The 15,111-nt window shown below is 36.8% G+C and carries 10 protein-coding genes; 4 read left to right on the plus strand and 6 right to left on the minus strand.

What is annotated here, in order from left to right:
• Nucleotides 1-435: 435 nt before the first annotated feature.
• Both BUC21_RS05610 and BUC21_RS05615 read left to right on the plus strand, forming a co-directional pair.
• On the plus strand, nucleotides 436-1,284 hold the full coding sequence (locus BUC21_RS05610; protein WP_083547613.1) for an SGNH/GDSL hydrolase family protein: 849 nt from the start codon (nucleotides 436-438) through the stop codon (nucleotides 1,282-1,284).
• A gap of 372 nt (nucleotides 1,285-1,656) precedes the next feature.
• On the plus strand, nucleotides 1,657-2,991 hold the full coding sequence (locus BUC21_RS05615) for an ATP-binding protein (protein WP_073400095.1): 1,335 nt from the start codon (nucleotides 1,657-1,659) through the stop codon (nucleotides 2,989-2,991).
• A 100-nt stretch (nucleotides 2,992-3,091) separates the two neighbouring features.
• Here BUC21_RS05615 and BUC21_RS05620 read toward each other — a convergent pair whose 3' ends face one another.
• From BUC21_RS05620 to rpsO, 5 genes are all read right to left on the minus strand, one after another.
• Nucleotides 3,092-5,575: a YfhO family protein gene (locus BUC21_RS05620; RefSeq protein ID WP_073400515.1), complete on the minus strand. Its 2,484-nt coding sequence runs from the start codon at nucleotides 5,573-5,575 to the stop codon at nucleotides 3,092-3,094.
• Nucleotides 5,576-5,623: 48 nt separating this feature from the next.
• On the minus strand, nucleotides 5,624-7,042 hold the full coding sequence (ahcY, locus tag BUC21_RS05625) for an adenosylhomocysteinase (RefSeq protein WP_073400097.1): 1,419 nt from the start codon (nucleotides 7,040-7,042) through the stop codon (nucleotides 5,624-5,626).
• Between the two features lie 217 nt (nucleotides 7,043-7,259).
• Complete coding sequence (locus BUC21_RS05630) at nucleotides 7,260-8,909, minus strand: AMP-binding protein (protein WP_073400099.1); 1,650 nt, start codon at nucleotides 8,907-8,909, stop codon at nucleotides 7,260-7,262.
• A gap of 16 nt (nucleotides 8,910-8,925) precedes the next feature.
• Nucleotides 8,926-9,501: a helix-turn-helix domain-containing protein gene (locus tag BUC21_RS05635; protein ID WP_073400102.1), complete on the minus strand. Its 576-nt coding sequence runs from the start codon at nucleotides 9,499-9,501 to the stop codon at nucleotides 8,926-8,928.
• A gap of 243 nt (nucleotides 9,502-9,744) precedes the next feature.
• Entirely contained in the window at nucleotides 9,745-10,014 is a 270-nt protein-coding gene (gene rpsO, locus BUC21_RS05640; RefSeq protein WP_073400104.1) for a 30S ribosomal protein S15, read from the minus strand.
• 269 nt (nucleotides 10,015-10,283) lie between these two features.
• On the opposite strand from rpsO, the gene typA reads away from it, so the two are divergent.
• Both typA and BUC21_RS05650 read left to right on the plus strand, forming a co-directional pair.
• The gene (gene typA / locus BUC21_RS05645; protein ID WP_073400106.1) at nucleotides 10,284-12,083 is read left to right on the plus strand and encodes a translational GTPase TypA; all 1,800 of its coding nucleotides are present in this window, start codon (nucleotides 10,284-10,286) and stop codon (nucleotides 12,081-12,083) included.
• 75 nt (nucleotides 12,084-12,158) lie between these two features.
• A complete protein-coding gene (locus tag BUC21_RS05650; RefSeq protein ID WP_073400108.1) occupies nucleotides 12,159-13,229 on the plus strand; it encodes an acyltransferase family protein in 1,071 nt (356 codons plus the stop codon).
• A 177-nt stretch (nucleotides 13,230-13,406) separates the two neighbouring features.
• Here BUC21_RS05650 and pckA read toward each other — a convergent pair whose 3' ends face one another.
• Entirely contained in the window at nucleotides 13,407-15,014 is a 1,608-nt protein-coding gene (gene pckA, locus BUC21_RS05655; RefSeq protein WP_073400110.1) for a phosphoenolpyruvate carboxykinase (ATP), read from the minus strand.
• Between the last annotated feature and the right edge of the window lie 97 nt (nucleotides 15,015-15,111).

The following is a 15,111-nucleotide window of genomic DNA, read 5'->3' on the forward strand; positions in this document are numbered from 1 at the left end:
TCCTCTTCAACTGCCTGATTACAAAGCTAATAAAAAGTATAATAAATATTAATAATACTCTTATAATTTGGATTACAACATAGAAGAGGTGGCAGAGAAATAATACTTTTTTCGATTCTGAAAACTAAAATTTGAAAATTCCGCAATTTGCTGATTTTTCAGATTTTTATTTCTGGAAAGGCAAAAAAGGCATTTTTACTGCCACCTCTGCCACCTAATATTTATAAAGCATTGATTATCAATATCAATTTTTATATAAATATTAGCTTCACTGTTTATCAACCACAGCGGGCCTGAATAATTTCTTAATCTGTGGCAACAATTAATCGAAAATATACACTAAGTTTGTCTGGTTTATACATTATGAAAGAGTTCATTAGACGAATAATGAATGAAAATACAAAAACAACGCTGTTTATCAATAAATAAAATATTATGAAGAAGTATGTAATTACATTATTGCTGGTCGTACAAAACTTGGCACCAGCTTTAGTTAATGCCCAGAATGGACAATCGGTCATGGGAAAGGTGACTATCAAAGAAAACGAAAAGACACTTAGCACACAATGGCAGGGCAAAAAAATAGCATTCCTAGGCGATTCAATGACCGATCCCGGCAATAATGCCACATCCGTATGGTACTGGCAGTATCTGAAAGAACTTCTGGGTACTGATTATTGTGTATATGCAAAGAGTGGCTACCAATGGGATGGTATATATAAAATGGCGGATAAATTATACAGCGAAAAAGCAGATTCCATTGATGCCATTTTTATTTGGGCCGGTACAAATGATTATAACCACAATACTCCGCTAGGCAAGTTCTTTACTGAAACAACTCAGAAGACTAATTTCAACGGACAAACAGTAACGCGCAAGCATCGCGAACCAATATTTTGCGACTCAACTTTTTGTGGTCGGATTAACAAAGTAATGTCATTCTTGAAGACACATTATGGCAATAAACAGATTGTTATTATGACACCGATTCATCGAGCTTTCGCTACATTCAGCCAAAAGAATGTGCAGCCTGATGAGAACTATGCTAATGATCTCGGCCTATACATTGATTCGTATATAGAAGTTTTGAAACAAGCTAGTGATTATTGGGCTGTTCCGCTAATTGATTTGCATTCTATAAGCGGATTATATCCATTAAACGATTCCAACGTTCCGTATTTTCATGACAGCAAAACCGATCGTCTGCATCCAAATGCTTTAGGTCATTATCGTTTAGCTAAGACAATACAATATCAGTTGTTGGCTTTGCCGAGTACATTTTAAGTAAAATTTTCGTTTAGCAAATACAGTACCAAACGAATACGCAATAAACAAAATCGACGGTTAAGCACTAAAATAGACTTAATCGGCGATTTTTAATAAATAAGAATATTCTGTCAATCATAAATAAAATACATATTTCCGAGTTTGGCATTATTTCTTTTCCCGATTTGGCAAATTAAGGCTTCCTAATATGGCAACATATTACTTCTTGAGTTGGTTAAATAAATTCCTAAGAATATACTTTTAAGTAGCATATTTTCGCGGCGGCGAAAATAACCATTGCGAAATTTCATTGTTTATTTAGAAACATCTATATTTGTGTAAAATTTTGCCGCCGCGAAAATAACGGTGGCGATAAAATAAATAAGCCTTATGAAATTTTATAATCGAGAACAAGAATTAGAGTTATTGCTTCAGACAAGAGATGTTGCATTCAACAATCATTCTCAAATGACTGCTTTGACCGGACGCAGACGTATCGGCAAGACAAAGCTGATTTTAAAGAGTTGTGAAAAAACTCCTACTGTATATCTATTTGTTCGCAGAAGTAATGAGGCTACATTATGCTCACAGTTTGCAGAAACGGTAAGTCACTCATTAAATACATACGTATCATCTGAGGTTACCTCTTTTGTGAGTCTTTTTGAATCTTTAATGACTATTGGTAAAAACCTATCGTTTAATTTAGTCATAGATGAATTTCAAGAGTTTTTTTACATAAACCCATCTATATATAGTGGAATACAAGATATTTGGGATAGATACAAAGATACAACTTACGTTAATTGGATCGCAAGCGGTTCAGTCTATACACTTATGCACAAAATATTTATGGACTATAAAGAACCTTTGTATGGACGTTGCGATAGTATTATCAAATTAAAACCGTTTACTACCACAGTTCTCAAACAAATATTATCCGATTATCATCCAAACTATACGAATGATGATCTTTTAGCTCTTTATACACTCACTGGTGGAGTTCCAAAATATATTGAGCTTCTACTGGATAAGGGATGTTTCACAATGAAAAAAATGATCGATTCCGTTATACAAGAAAATTCTATTTTTCTTGAAGAAGGAAATGTTTTGCTCATTCAGGAATTTGGGAAAAAATATGGTAATTATTATGCCATTCTTTCGGCCATTGCTTCAGGTAATAACACTGCTTCCGGAATATCTGAATTTATAGGCAATGCCAGTGTGGGGGGGTTATTGCAACGCCTGGAAGAGGATTATGAAGTGATTGCTAAGAAAAGGCCTATATTAGCTAAAGAAGGAACTCAAAATGTACGATATGAAATTACTGATAACTTTTTGCGTTTCTGGTTCAGATACATTGTGAAACATCAGGATTTTGTACAAGCTGGATTATTCACAAAACTTGCCGAAATCGTAAAAGCTGATTATCCAACCTATTCCGGTTCGACATTGGAACGGTACTTTCGTGAACAACTCAGAGAAAAACAGATTTATAAAAACATAGGTTCCTGGTGGGAAACCTCTAAAGGAAAGAATGTGGATCAGAATGAAATAGATATCATTGCAATTTCAGCAGAATCATCCAAAGTCTTTATTGCCGAAGTAAAACGTCAACGCAAGAACTTCAAGCCAGAACTATTTCAACAAAAGATTGAAACAGTACGCACGAGATTATTTTTTAAATATGAAATAGAGACTGCTTGCCTGACTCTCGAAGACATGTAATTCTATTGAAATGTATATTTTGGTAATGCCTAAATAACAGAATCGCCGGTTAAGCACTAAAATATACTTAACCGGCGATTCTTATTTCTTATCAGTAATATTACTGTTTCTTCTTTCTTACTTCAATTACAATCACTCCTATTGCACCAAGTATCAATACTCCTAAAGCAACATAAGCAATATTCTCGGTTGTATGAATAGACTGAGGATCGAACTTAAATTCAATCTTATGTTTACCAGCTGGAACCTTCATAGCACGAAGAATATAGTCGGCACGACCATGATCTACTGCTTGTCCGTCAAGATAAGCCTGCCATCCCGGATAATAGATTTCAGAGAAGACAACTACTCCGTCCTTAGATGAAGAAGTTTCATACGTCAGTGCGTTCGGTGCATAAGAGGTTAGTTTAACAGTGGACAAAGAATCTTTAAATGCTGTTTGAACACCATTAAATACTTGTTTGAAGTCATTAGACACAACTGCTGTTTTAGTAGGCACTGTTGTATTCAAAGCATCAATTTCCTCGTTTGCATTCTGTACGTACTTCACATTTTCAACAAACCATGCATTGCCATAAGCATACGGGTTCTGAAGTGGCGCTGTTTGACTGTTACCTGTAGGGAAGATAAAGTATTTAGTATTCAACATATTTATTACACTGATTGAATCAGGGTTTATCTTTGTCATATCCCCTTGAACCGCAGGAATCTGATGTTGTAGATATGCCATCTCTTTTGAAATATGATGGTCAATCATCTCCTGATAACGTCTCAGCTTAGCCGGATGATAACCACCCACACTCTTATGCCAGTAAGATGTATTGTTATCATTGAAAGTGCTTACTGCAAAGTTAAGAACGCGGTAATCCAGACTCTTATCACGAAGAATATACTCATCGGTCTGAGTTTTCTGAACAGAAACCATTCTTTGTTCCGGTTCAATAAAATCAGAATCCTTCAAATAACGCTTATCCACACTCCACATATCTCCTAAGCAGAGAACTGTAAGAGCCAGAACCATCAGGTTTGCTTTTAGTTTACCTGCATTGTATGCAAGGACTAAGGCAGCACCAATCAAGATTATAATAACGCTTCTCCATGCATCTGATGTGAAGATGCTTTGACGAATCTGGGTAAGGTTTGCGATTATCGGCGATAACTGTTCTGCCGGAATACCGTTTTGCAAAGCTTGCATCTCCCCTGATGAAATATAAGAAGGGAAGAAGAGCGTTGGAGCTAAGGCAAACAGTAAAGCAACACCTCCAGTTAATCCTAAGCTGATATAGAATTGCTTCAGATTCTGTTTCAGAATCTCAGGCTTTTCAACAATCTCCTTTAATGCAAGTATAGCCAGTAATGGAATAGTAAACTCTGCTATAACAAGAATTGAAGATACTGCCCTGAACTTGGAATACATTGGAATATAATCGAGGAAGAAATCGGTAAAGCCCATAAAGTTCTTTCCCCAGGAAAGGAGTATTGACAAGACCGTAGCAGCAAGCAATGCCCATTTTACAGGAGTTTTTACAATGAAAAGTCCCAGAATAAAGAGTGTCAATATGAATGCACCAACATAAACAGGACCAGAAGTACCGGGTTGTTCTCCCCAATATTGTCCTATCTGAGCGTAAAGCTGAGCATAAGTAGGATCTGCTTTCTTCATTGCAGATTCATTGTTAGCCAATGGAACAGAAGCTCCACCTTTAACATCAGGAACAAGTAAAGAGAATGTTTCTCCTATACCATAACTCCACTGAACAATATAATCGCGTTCCAATCCGCTGTTAGTCTGGTTGGCTGAGTTTTGTTTCACCAATTCGGACTTACCGCGCATGGTATCTTTGCTATACTTGTATGTATGATACAGATTAGAGATATTTACTGATACACCCACTAAGGCAGCGATAACCAATACACCACTTGCCTTAAAGAAATGTGGCAGCTCTTTATTTTTGTAAGCCTCAACAAAATAAGCAATAACCATAAACAGAATGACGAACAGAAAATAGTAGGTCATTTGTACGTGGTTAGAAAGAATCTGCAGCGCAATAAAAAAAGCGGTAAGCACACCACCAATAAGGTATTTCTTTCGGTATGCCAGCACAATACCTGCTATTGTTGGCGGAATATAAGCCAGAGTTACAAATTTCCAGATGTGACCTGCACCTATAATAATAAAGAAGTAAGAAGAGAAAGCCCATACTATTGCTCCCAATACGGACAGATAGACTGAAAAGTCGAATGCCCGCATAAGGATATAGAAGCCAAGCAACATGATAAATACCATATAAACATAATCGGGCAAAAACAGTTTATAAACATTTTCGACACCTCTGACTACATTGGTAGAATCATAAGTTGGCGAGATCTGATAAGTAGGCATGCCACCAAATATTGCATTAGTCCACCTGGTTTTCTCTCCCGTTTTCTCGGTGAATTCTTTCGACTCCTGCCCCAGTCCGATACTTGCAACAGAATCATGTTGGGCAAGAACTCTTCCCTCAGTTATAGCAGGAAAGAAATAAGCAACCGATATAACAACAAATGCTATTATCGCAATAATATCCGGCAATGATTTCTTCATCATAATCTTTAATAGTTGAACTTTCTACTCACAATTTATTTTTATGGATTAATATCTGTAATGTTCTGCTTTATAAGGTCCATCAGGAGATACTCCGATATAAGCAGCTTGTTCCGGAGTAAGCTTGGTTAATTTCACACCAATCTTTTCCAGGTGAAGGCGAGCAACTTCTTCGTCCAAATGCTTAGGTAAACGATAAACATCAATCTCATATTTCTTCTTGAACAATTCTATCTGAGCCAATGTCTGGTTTGTAAATGAGTTACTCATTACGAATGATGGGTGACCTGTAGCACAACCAAGGTTAACCAAACGACCGTCAGCAAGAAGAAGAATAGAGTGTCCATCTGGGAAGAAATACTGATCTACCTGTGGTTTGATGTTGCGACATTCGATTCCTGGGTAGTTCTTTAATTTCTCAACCTGAATTTCATTGTCGAAGTGACCAATGTTACAGATGATAGCCTGATCTTTCATCTTTTCAATATGATCGATACGAATGATATCAATATTACCGGTAGTAGTAACAAAAATATTTCCCTGGCTTGCAGCTTCTTCCATAGTTACTACTTCGAAACCTTCCATTGCAGCCTGAAGAGCACAAATAGGGTCAATTTCAGTAACCAGCACTCTTGCTCCGTAAGAACGCATTGAGTGAGAACATCCTTTACCAACATCACCGTAACCACAAACAACAACGACCTTACCGGCAATCATTACATCTGTAGCACGTTTGATACCATCAGCCAAAGATTCACGGCAACCATATAGGTTATCGAACTTAGATTTAGTAACAGAGTCGTTTACGTTAAATGCAGGGAACAGAAGCTTTCCTTCTTCCTTCATTTGATACAAACGGTGAACACCTGTTGTTGTTTCTTCAGAAACACCACGGATTTCAGGTACCATACGTCCCCAAATACCATTATCTTCCTTCAAAACATTCTTCAGAATAGCATATAATTGCTTTTCATCTTCAGCGCTAACTTCGTTATCAAGGAAAGAAGCATCTTTTTCTGCGTCATATCCACAATGAATCATCATGGTAGCATCACCGCCATCGTCAACAATCACTGTAGGTCCCTGGTGACCTGGGAATGTTAAAGCCTGAAGTGTACACCACCAATATTCTTCCAAAGTTTCACCTTTCCATGCAAAAACAGGAACTCCGGCAGCAGCAATAGCAGCAGCTGCATGATCTTGTGTAGAATATATATTACATGAGCACCAACGAACATCTGCACCCAAAGCAACTAATGTTTCAATTAACACTGCAGTCTGGATAGTCATGTGAAGTGAGCCCATAATACGAGCACCTTTCAGAGGTTTAGATTCTCCATACTTTTCGCGAAGAGCCATAAGCCCGGGCATTTCTTGTTCTGCCAAATCGAGTTCCTTGCGACCAAAGTCTGCAAGCGTAATGTCTGCCACTTTATAAGGCAGTTCAGAGAATAATTTTGTAGACATACTAAAATATAATTAGTTTATTAAATTAATTTGGCAAAGATAAGGTTTTCTAAATAGTGCAACAAAGGTATTCGGATTTTTTAAGTATGATACTCACCTCTTTATACTTTCTTTTATTTCCTTTTAGCAAAAAAGAGAATATCAAAGGCTAAGAAAAAAGAAGTCCCGACCAAAAACGTATGTTATTGGCCGGGACAAAAAAGCTATGTTCTAACTATTAGATAATTTGAATACCTTGTTCTTCACAAAGCTTTAAGCTCATTTCTTTCAGCTTAAACTTCTGAATCTTACCACTTCCCGTCATTGGGAATTCGTTGATAAAGAATACATATTTAGGTATCTTATATCTTGATATTTTATCCTTGCAATATTCACGAACATCAGATGTCTGCATATCAACACCTTCGTGAAGAATAATAAATGCACCGACCTCTTCACCATACTTTTCAGATGGTACTCCGGCAACCTGTACATCTTTCACTCCTGGAAGTTTATATAAGAACTCTTCTATTTCACGAGGATAAATATTTTCTCCTCCACGAATAATCATATCCTTAATACGACCTGTAATACGGTAATTACCATCCTCGTCTTTTATTCCAAGATCTCCTGAATGAAGGAATCCATTCTTATCTATAACCTCAGCAGTTGCTTCTGGATTCTTATAATAACCTTTCATGGTATTATAACCACGGTTGCACATTTCACCCTGAACGCCAACTGGGCACTCTTCACCTGTTTCCGGATCGAGAACTTTTACTTCAGTAAATTCGAACTCATAACCCACTGTGTTGCATCTGGCTTCAAAGGAATCGTCTATTCGGGTTTGAGTCATACCGGGCGACGTTTCTGTAAGACCGTAAACGCTGGTAACCTTCATATACATTTTCTCTTGCACCTGCTTCATTAGTTCCACAGGACAGAGTGATCCGGCCATAATACCTGTACGAAGCGAAGTAAGATCGAACATATCGAACATTGGATGATGGAGTTCGGCAATGAACATTGTTGGTACACCGTAAACAGCAGTACACCTTTCTTTATGAATAGAAGCAAGTACAACCAACGGATCAAAACGCTCTACCATTACTTGTGTACATCCATGTGTTAACACATTCATTGATGCAAGTACTACCCCAAAACAGTGAAACAGAGGTACACAACAACAAAGCTTATCATCGGCCGTAAACTTCATGTGCTCACCGGTTAGATAGCCATTGTTTGCAATATTATGATGAGAAAGCATAACCCCTTTTGGGAAACCAGTAGTACCGGAGGTATACTGCATATTTACAACATCATGACAATTTACCTGCTTTTTAGCTTCATCCAGACCGCTGTTATCCATATTACGTCCAAGAAGAAGTATTTCTTGTGAATTATACATTCCGCGCAACTTTTCCTGACCTATGTAAATCACATTCTTCATTTCAGGAAAATGTTTACTCTCAAGATGTCCACGTTGGCAAGTTTTTAGTTCAGGCAACATTTTATAGACCATATCCACAAAGTCGCTATCTCTGTCGCCGTTGGTAATACATAATGTGTGCATATCTGAATTTTTGCAAAGATATTCCAACTCAGACAGCTTATAATTGGTATTAACCGTAACATATATGGCACCAATCTTGGCACAGGCATAAAGATATGTAAGCCAGTCGGGTACATTAGTCGCCCAGATTCCTACATGCGAACCTTTGGTTACGCCAATAGAAAGAAGACCCTTTGCCATTTCATCAACACGATCATTAAATTGCTTCCAGGTAAAGCGTAAGTTTCTGTCGGAATAAACAATGTATTCCTTATCGGGAGTTACCTCAGCCCAGTGCTCCAGCCACTGCCCCAAGGTTCTGTCAAATAACTGCATAGATGTGTATTATGTATTAAATAGGAGTATAGATTACGGCTAATATTTTAGCAGCTTGTCCTTCAAAAGCATGCACATGGTGAGGAACAATAGAATCATAATAAATACTATCTCCTTCCTCAAGTACATAAGTGTTCTTTCCATAGTTAATTTCCATGGTTCCTTCCATAACCATAATAAATTCTTCACCTTCGTGAGAAGAAAGAATAAATTCATTATCCGAACTTTCAGCAACATCAATAATGAAAGGTTCCATATGGCGATCCGCTTTCGATTTTGAAAGGGAATGGTATTCCATATGTTTGCGGGAACGAACAGCATTGTTAGAGAAGCTAATGGTATCAGAAGCCTCTTTCTTGCGACAAAGCACTGGTCCTTCATCTGTCATATCATCAAGGAAGGTACCTAAACGTACTCCCAGCACACGTGCGATTTTGATCAGTGGCGCCAAAGAAGGTATATCTATATTATTTTCAATACGTTCAATTTGCTCAACCGCTAAACCAGAACGTTCAGCCAAGTCTTCAATACTTATTTCTTTTGATTCACGAAGTGCTTTAATCTTCTCTCCTACAATTTTACTATTGTCCATATATTCTCTTTAATATATTAATTCATTATCAATTATCGGCAAAAATAGATAAATCTTTAATCAAATAAAAGGGTTTTCTAAGAAATTATCAGGATCAATAAATAACCTTTTATGAATAACATATAGAATAACACGCATAAAAGGACTTTGTTCTCAATATTTTTAAGGATTATGGAGGGGAGGAGAAAAAAACAAGGTCGTCTCCTATAAAGGAAACGACCTTGACAATACTTTCGTAAGAAATTACTTTCTTAATCCGAGAGTCTTAACAATAGCACGATATCTTTCGATATCATTGTTTTTAAGGTAGTTAAGTAATTTACGACGTTTACCTACCAAAATAGTTAATGATCTCTCTGTGGTATAATCTTTTCTGTTGAGCTTAAGGTGCTCAGTCAGGTGAGAAATACGGTATGAGAACAATGCTATCTGAGATTCAGGTGACCCAGTATCAGTGTTAGACTTTCCGTACTTTTCAAAGATTTCTTTTTTCTTAGCTACATCTAAATACATAATTCTTAGATTTTTTATATATAAAATATTTCTTTGAGCGTGCAAAGATAGATATTATCTTCTATTCCACAAAGCTTTAAATCAAATAATTAATAAGTTTATTGACTTTTTTATTAATAACTTTCTTTAAACCAACCTATTTTAACTTTAAAACGCAGATTATTTCCATTAATACATCATTTTTCAGGGAGTTAGCTGTTGCTTTTACATCAATTAATATACAAGTTCCGATATTTTGTCGTACCTTTGCGGCCAAATTACTTACCTATATGCAAAATATTAGAAACATTGCAATTATTGCCCATGTTGACCATGGGAAAACGACACTAGTCGACAAGATGCTTTTAGCCGGACACTTGTTCCGCGACAATCAAACAAGTGGTGAATTAATTCTGGATAACAATGACCTCGAACGAGAAAGAGGTATAACAATTCTTTCAAAGAACGTTTCCATCAATTATAAAGGGACAAAAATCAACATTATTGATACTCCGGGACACTCTGACTTCGGTGGTGAAGTTGAGCGTGTGCTTAATATGGCTGACGGATGCGTATTGTTGGTTGATGCTTTTGAAGGCCCAATGCCTCAAACACGTTTCGTTCTTCAAAAAGCACTTGAAATCGGTTTAAAACCTGTTGTTTGTATTAACAAGGTTGACAAACCAAACTGCCGTCCTGATGAAGTTCACGAAATGGTATTCGATTTAATGTGCAGCCTTGATGCTACAGAAGAACAGTTAAACTTCCCGGTTATCTATGGTTCTGCAAAGAATGGATGGATGAGCGAGGACTGGCAACAACCTACTGACAACATACTTCCTTTATTGGATTGCATCGTTGAAAATATTCCAGCTCCTGAATTTTTAGAAGGAACTCCTCAGATGTTAATCACATCACTGGATTATTCTTCATTTACAGGACGTATTGCCATTGGTCGTGTTCACCGTGGTACATTAACTGAAAACATGGCTGTGTCTTTGGTGAAAAGAAATGGTTCCATTGTTAAATCGAAAATTAAAGAAGTGCATGTATTCGAGGGACTTGGACGTGCTAAAACAAAAGAAGTCTCTTCAGGTGATATTTGTGCATTAATAGGTATAGAAAATTTTGATATCGGTGATTCAATCTGCGACATTGAGAATCCTGAACCATTGAAGCCAATTGCTATCGACGAGCCAACTATGAGTATGCTCTTCACTATCAATGATTCTCCTTTCTTTGGAAAAGATGGTAAATTTGTGACATCCCGCCACATCAACGACCGCTTGGAAAAAGAATTGGATAAAAACCTTGCTCTTCGCGTTCAAAAAAGTGACACATCCGATAAATGGTTAGTATTTGGCCGTGGTGTACTTCACTTGTCCGTCCTAATCGAGACTATGCGTCGTGAAGGATATGAACTTCAGGTAGGTCAACCACAGGTTATCTATAAAGAAATAGATGGAAGAAAATGTGAGCCTATTGAAGAACTTACAATCAATGTTACTGAAGAATATTCAAGTAAGATTATTGATATGGTTACTCGTAGAAAAGGCGAAATGACTTCTATGGAAAATAACGGAGAACGTATCACCATGACATTTGATATGCCTTCACGCGGTATCATCGGTTTGCGTACTAACGTACTTACTGCATCTGCCGGAGAAGCTATCATGGCTCACCGCTTCAAAGAATACCAACCACACAAGGGAGAAATCGAACGTCGCACCAACGGTTCTATCGTTGCAATGGAAGCAGGTACAGCATTTGCTTATGCAATCGACAAACTTCAGGATCGTGGTAAGTTCTTTATCTTCCCTCAGGAAGAGGTCTATGCCGGACAAGTTGTTGGTGAACACTGCAAAGACAACGACCTTGTGGTTAATGTAACCAAATCAAAGAAACTGACTAATACTCGTGCTTCCGGTACTGATGATAAAGCCAGAATTATTCCTCCTATTGTTTTCTCACTTGAAGAAGCGTTGGAATACATTAAGGAAGACGAATATGTAGAAATCACTCCTAAACACATGCGTATGCGCAAAGTCATCTTAGATGAAAATGAACGCAAACGTAGTTCAAGATCATAATTGGTTCAAGAATCGATCCACATAATAAAGCCTGGAAGTTCACTTTCAGGCTTTTTCTTTAAAAAAAGAAAAAATATGTCTGCAGAAAAGCTAGAATCGAAAATTATCTCGTTCTTAAGACTACCATTAATTATAGGCATCGTCTTCACTCATGCTTATGGAGAACTAACAATTAATGGTGAGACCGTGGGAATATCGAATCAGTTTCCTATAAATGACAGCATTCAATACCTAATATCCAGAATACTCACAAGTGTATGCGTTCCTTGCTTTTTTTTAATATCAGGGTATCTGTTCTTTCTAAAAAAGCAGAATAGCTATAATAATAAAATTAAGAAAAGAGTAAGAAGCCTCCTTATCCCATATTTATTCTGGAATACATTAATCCTAGTTCTATTTTACACAGCACAAATAATTCCATCTGTTAGTACATTATTTTCCGGAGAACATAAACTTATCAAAGACTATTCATTTTATGATTTTCTTTGTGCATTTTGGGCCTTAGAAGGAAGCGACCCTATAGTAGGGCAATTCTGGTTCCTGAGAGATTTAATGGTTATAGCTGTACTTAGTCCTATAATAAAAATAATTATTACCAGCATTAAAAATTGGGGAATTATAATACTTGGTATTCTTTGGTATTTAGGTTTCTGGATAAAAACTCCAGGATTCAGTATTACTTCATTGTTTTTCTTTTCATTAGGGGCATATTTTAGTCTTGAAAATAAATCATTCCTTCATTACCAATTTCAGCACATTCGTTTTAGCTATTTAATATATCCTATTCTTGTTTTATCGGATTTTGTAACTAAAAGCTACATATATAATATTTATATTCACAAATTGGGAATAATAGCTGGAATTATATTTTTCATTAATATCACTGCATGTTTAGTTAAAAAGAATAAGCTACAGATTATAACAAAGCTTTCTAATGCCAGCTTCTTGATTTATGCCATGCATGAGCCCCTACAGCGACTATTGAGAAAAACTCTTTTTAAAGTCATTGAGCCAAATAGTGAGATAGAATTAATCACACTATACTTTACTTCCCCAATAGTAATAATAATACTTATCATCATGCTTCATTCTATCCTTCACAAACATTGCCCTGCCACATTAAAATTCATTACAGGAGGAAGATAGAAACTTTTAACAGCTAGAGGTCTCTTTAATAAATATCTTATGGCATTACAACTAAAAGCAACTAGAGATAAACTCTAATAAATCAAAGATTCTTCTATAGCTATAAAATGAAAAGAGGGCAATCTCATACAAGACTGCCCTCTTTTGGTTCTATAAATATAAGGGGGGGTAACTTTATTAAAGTTGAGGACCAGCAGCAACTAATGCTTTACCAGCTTCGTTACCTGTGAACTTAGCAAAGTTCTTGATGAAACGAGCAGAAAGATCTTTTGCTTTTTCTTCCCATTGAGCTGCATCAGCATAAGTATCACGAGGATCTAAGATCTTAGGATCTACACCTGGAAGAGCTGTAGGAACTACAAATGAGAAGTAAGGGATAGTCTTAGTTTCAGCCTTGTCGATTGAACCGTCAAGGATAGCATCGATAATACCTCTTGTATCTTTGATAGAGATTCTCTTACCAGTACCATTCCATCCTGTGTTAACCAAGTATGCTTTTGCACCTGATTTATCCATCTTCTTAACCAATTCCTGAGCATATTTTGTTGGGTGCAAAGAAAGGAATGCAGCACCGAAACAAGAAGAGAATGTTGGAGTTGGTTCAGTAATACCACGTTCTGTTCCAGCTAATTTAGCAGTGAAACCAGAAAGGAAGTAATATTGAGTTTGTTCTGGAGATAAGATAGATACTGGAGGAAGAACACCGAATGCGTCAGCTGACAAGAAGATTACCTTCTTAGCTGCAGGAGCCTTAGAAACTGGCTTAACAATGTTTTCGATGTGATAAATAGGATAAGAAACACGAGTGTTTTCTGTTACTGATTTATCATCGAAGTTGATCTTACCGTTAGCATCAACAGTAACGTTTTCAAGAAGAGCGTCACGTTTGATAGCTGCGTAGATATCTGGTTCGTGTTCTTTGCTTAAGTTAATAACCTTAGCGTAGCAACCACCTTCGAAGTTGAATACACCTTCGTCATCCCATCCGTGTTCGTCATCACCAATCAGCTGACGTTTTGGATCTGTAGAAAGAGTAGTTTTACCAGTTCCTGACAAACCGAAGAAAATAGCTGTTTCACCTTTTTCGTTAGTGTTTGCAGAGCAGTGCATAGAAGCCATACCTTGTAATGGAAGTAAGTAGTTCATGTAAGAGAACATACCTTTCTTCATTTCACCACCATACCAAGTACCACCGATCAACTGAATTTTTTCAGTCAAGTTGAATACTACGAATGTTTTAGAGTTCAAACCAAGTTCAGCAAAGTTTTCGCCAGCATCAGTTTTAGAACCATTCATTACAACGAAATCTGGTTCACCATAGTTAGCCAATTCTTCTTCAGTTGGGCGGATGAACATATTCTTAACGAAATGTGCCTGCCAAGCAACTTCCATGATGAAACGAATCTTCAAACGAGTATTTTCGTTAGCACCACAGAAAGTATCCATTACAAAAAGTTTCTTGTTAGAAAGTTCTTTAGTAACGATTCCTTTCAATACATTCCAGCTTTCAGTTGAAAGAGGTTTGTTATCATTCTTGTATTCATCAGAAGTCCACCATACAGTATTTTCTGTAGTAGCGTCTTTAACAAAGAATTTATCTTTAGGAGAACGACCAGTATAAACACCTGTCATTACATTAACTGCGCCTAGTTCTGTTTCCTGACCTTTTTCGTAGCCTTCCAAACCAGCTTTTGTTTCTTCCGCGAACAATTGTTCGTAAGATGGGTTGTGTAGGATCTCAGTTGCACCTACAATGCCATACTTGCTTAAATCTAAGTTTGCCATTTCTTTTGAATTAATTTAAATTGGTAATACTATATCTCTATTTTAATCTACTTTACCTTGGTTTCAAGTAATCCTTGTAAATCGAATACAAAAGTAA

The sequence above is a fragment of the Bacteroides luti genome (genome assembly GCF_900128905.1).
GTDB lineage: Bacteria > Bacteroidota > Bacteroidia > Bacteroidales > Bacteroidaceae > Bacteroides > Bacteroides luti.

What these genes read in the sequence shown, in the direction of transcription:
- BUC21_RS05650 (WP_073400108.1), top strand. Translation starts at nt 12,159, where the DNA reads ATGTCTGCAGAAAAGCTAGAATCGAAAATTATCTCGTTCTTAAGACTA.
- BUC21_RS05635 (WP_073400102.1), bottom strand. Translation starts at nt 9,501, where the DNA reads ATGGACAATAGTAAAATTGTAGGAGAGAAGATTAAAGCACTTCGTGAA.
- typA (WP_073400106.1), top strand. Translation starts at nt 10,284, where the DNA reads ATGCAAAATATTAGAAACATTGCAATTATTGCCCATGTTGACCATGGG.
- BUC21_RS05630 (WP_073400099.1), bottom strand. Translation starts at nt 8,909, where the DNA reads ATGCAGTTATTTGACAGAACCTTGGGGCAGTGGCTGGAGCACTGGGCT.
- rpsO (WP_073400104.1), bottom strand. Translation starts at nt 10,014, where the DNA reads ATGTATTTAGATGTAGCTAAGAAAAAAGAAATCTTTGAAAAGTACGGA.
- pckA (WP_073400110.1), bottom strand. Translation starts at nt 15,014, where the DNA reads ATGGCAAACTTAGATTTAAGCAAGTATGGCATTGTAGGTGCAACTGAG.
- BUC21_RS05620 (WP_073400515.1), bottom strand. Translation starts at nt 5,575, where the DNA reads ATGAAGAAATCATTGCCGGATATTATTGCGATAATAGCATTTGTTGTT.
- BUC21_RS05615 (WP_073400095.1), top strand. Translation starts at nt 1,657, where the DNA reads ATGAAATTTTATAATCGAGAACAAGAATTAGAGTTATTGCTTCAGACA.
- ahcY (WP_073400097.1), bottom strand. Translation starts at nt 7,042, where the DNA reads ATGTCTACAAAATTATTCTCTGAACTGCCTTATAAAGTGGCAGACATT.
- BUC21_RS05610 (WP_083547613.1), top strand. Translation starts at nt 436, where the DNA reads ATGAAGAAGTATGTAATTACATTATTGCTGGTCGTACAAAACTTGGCA.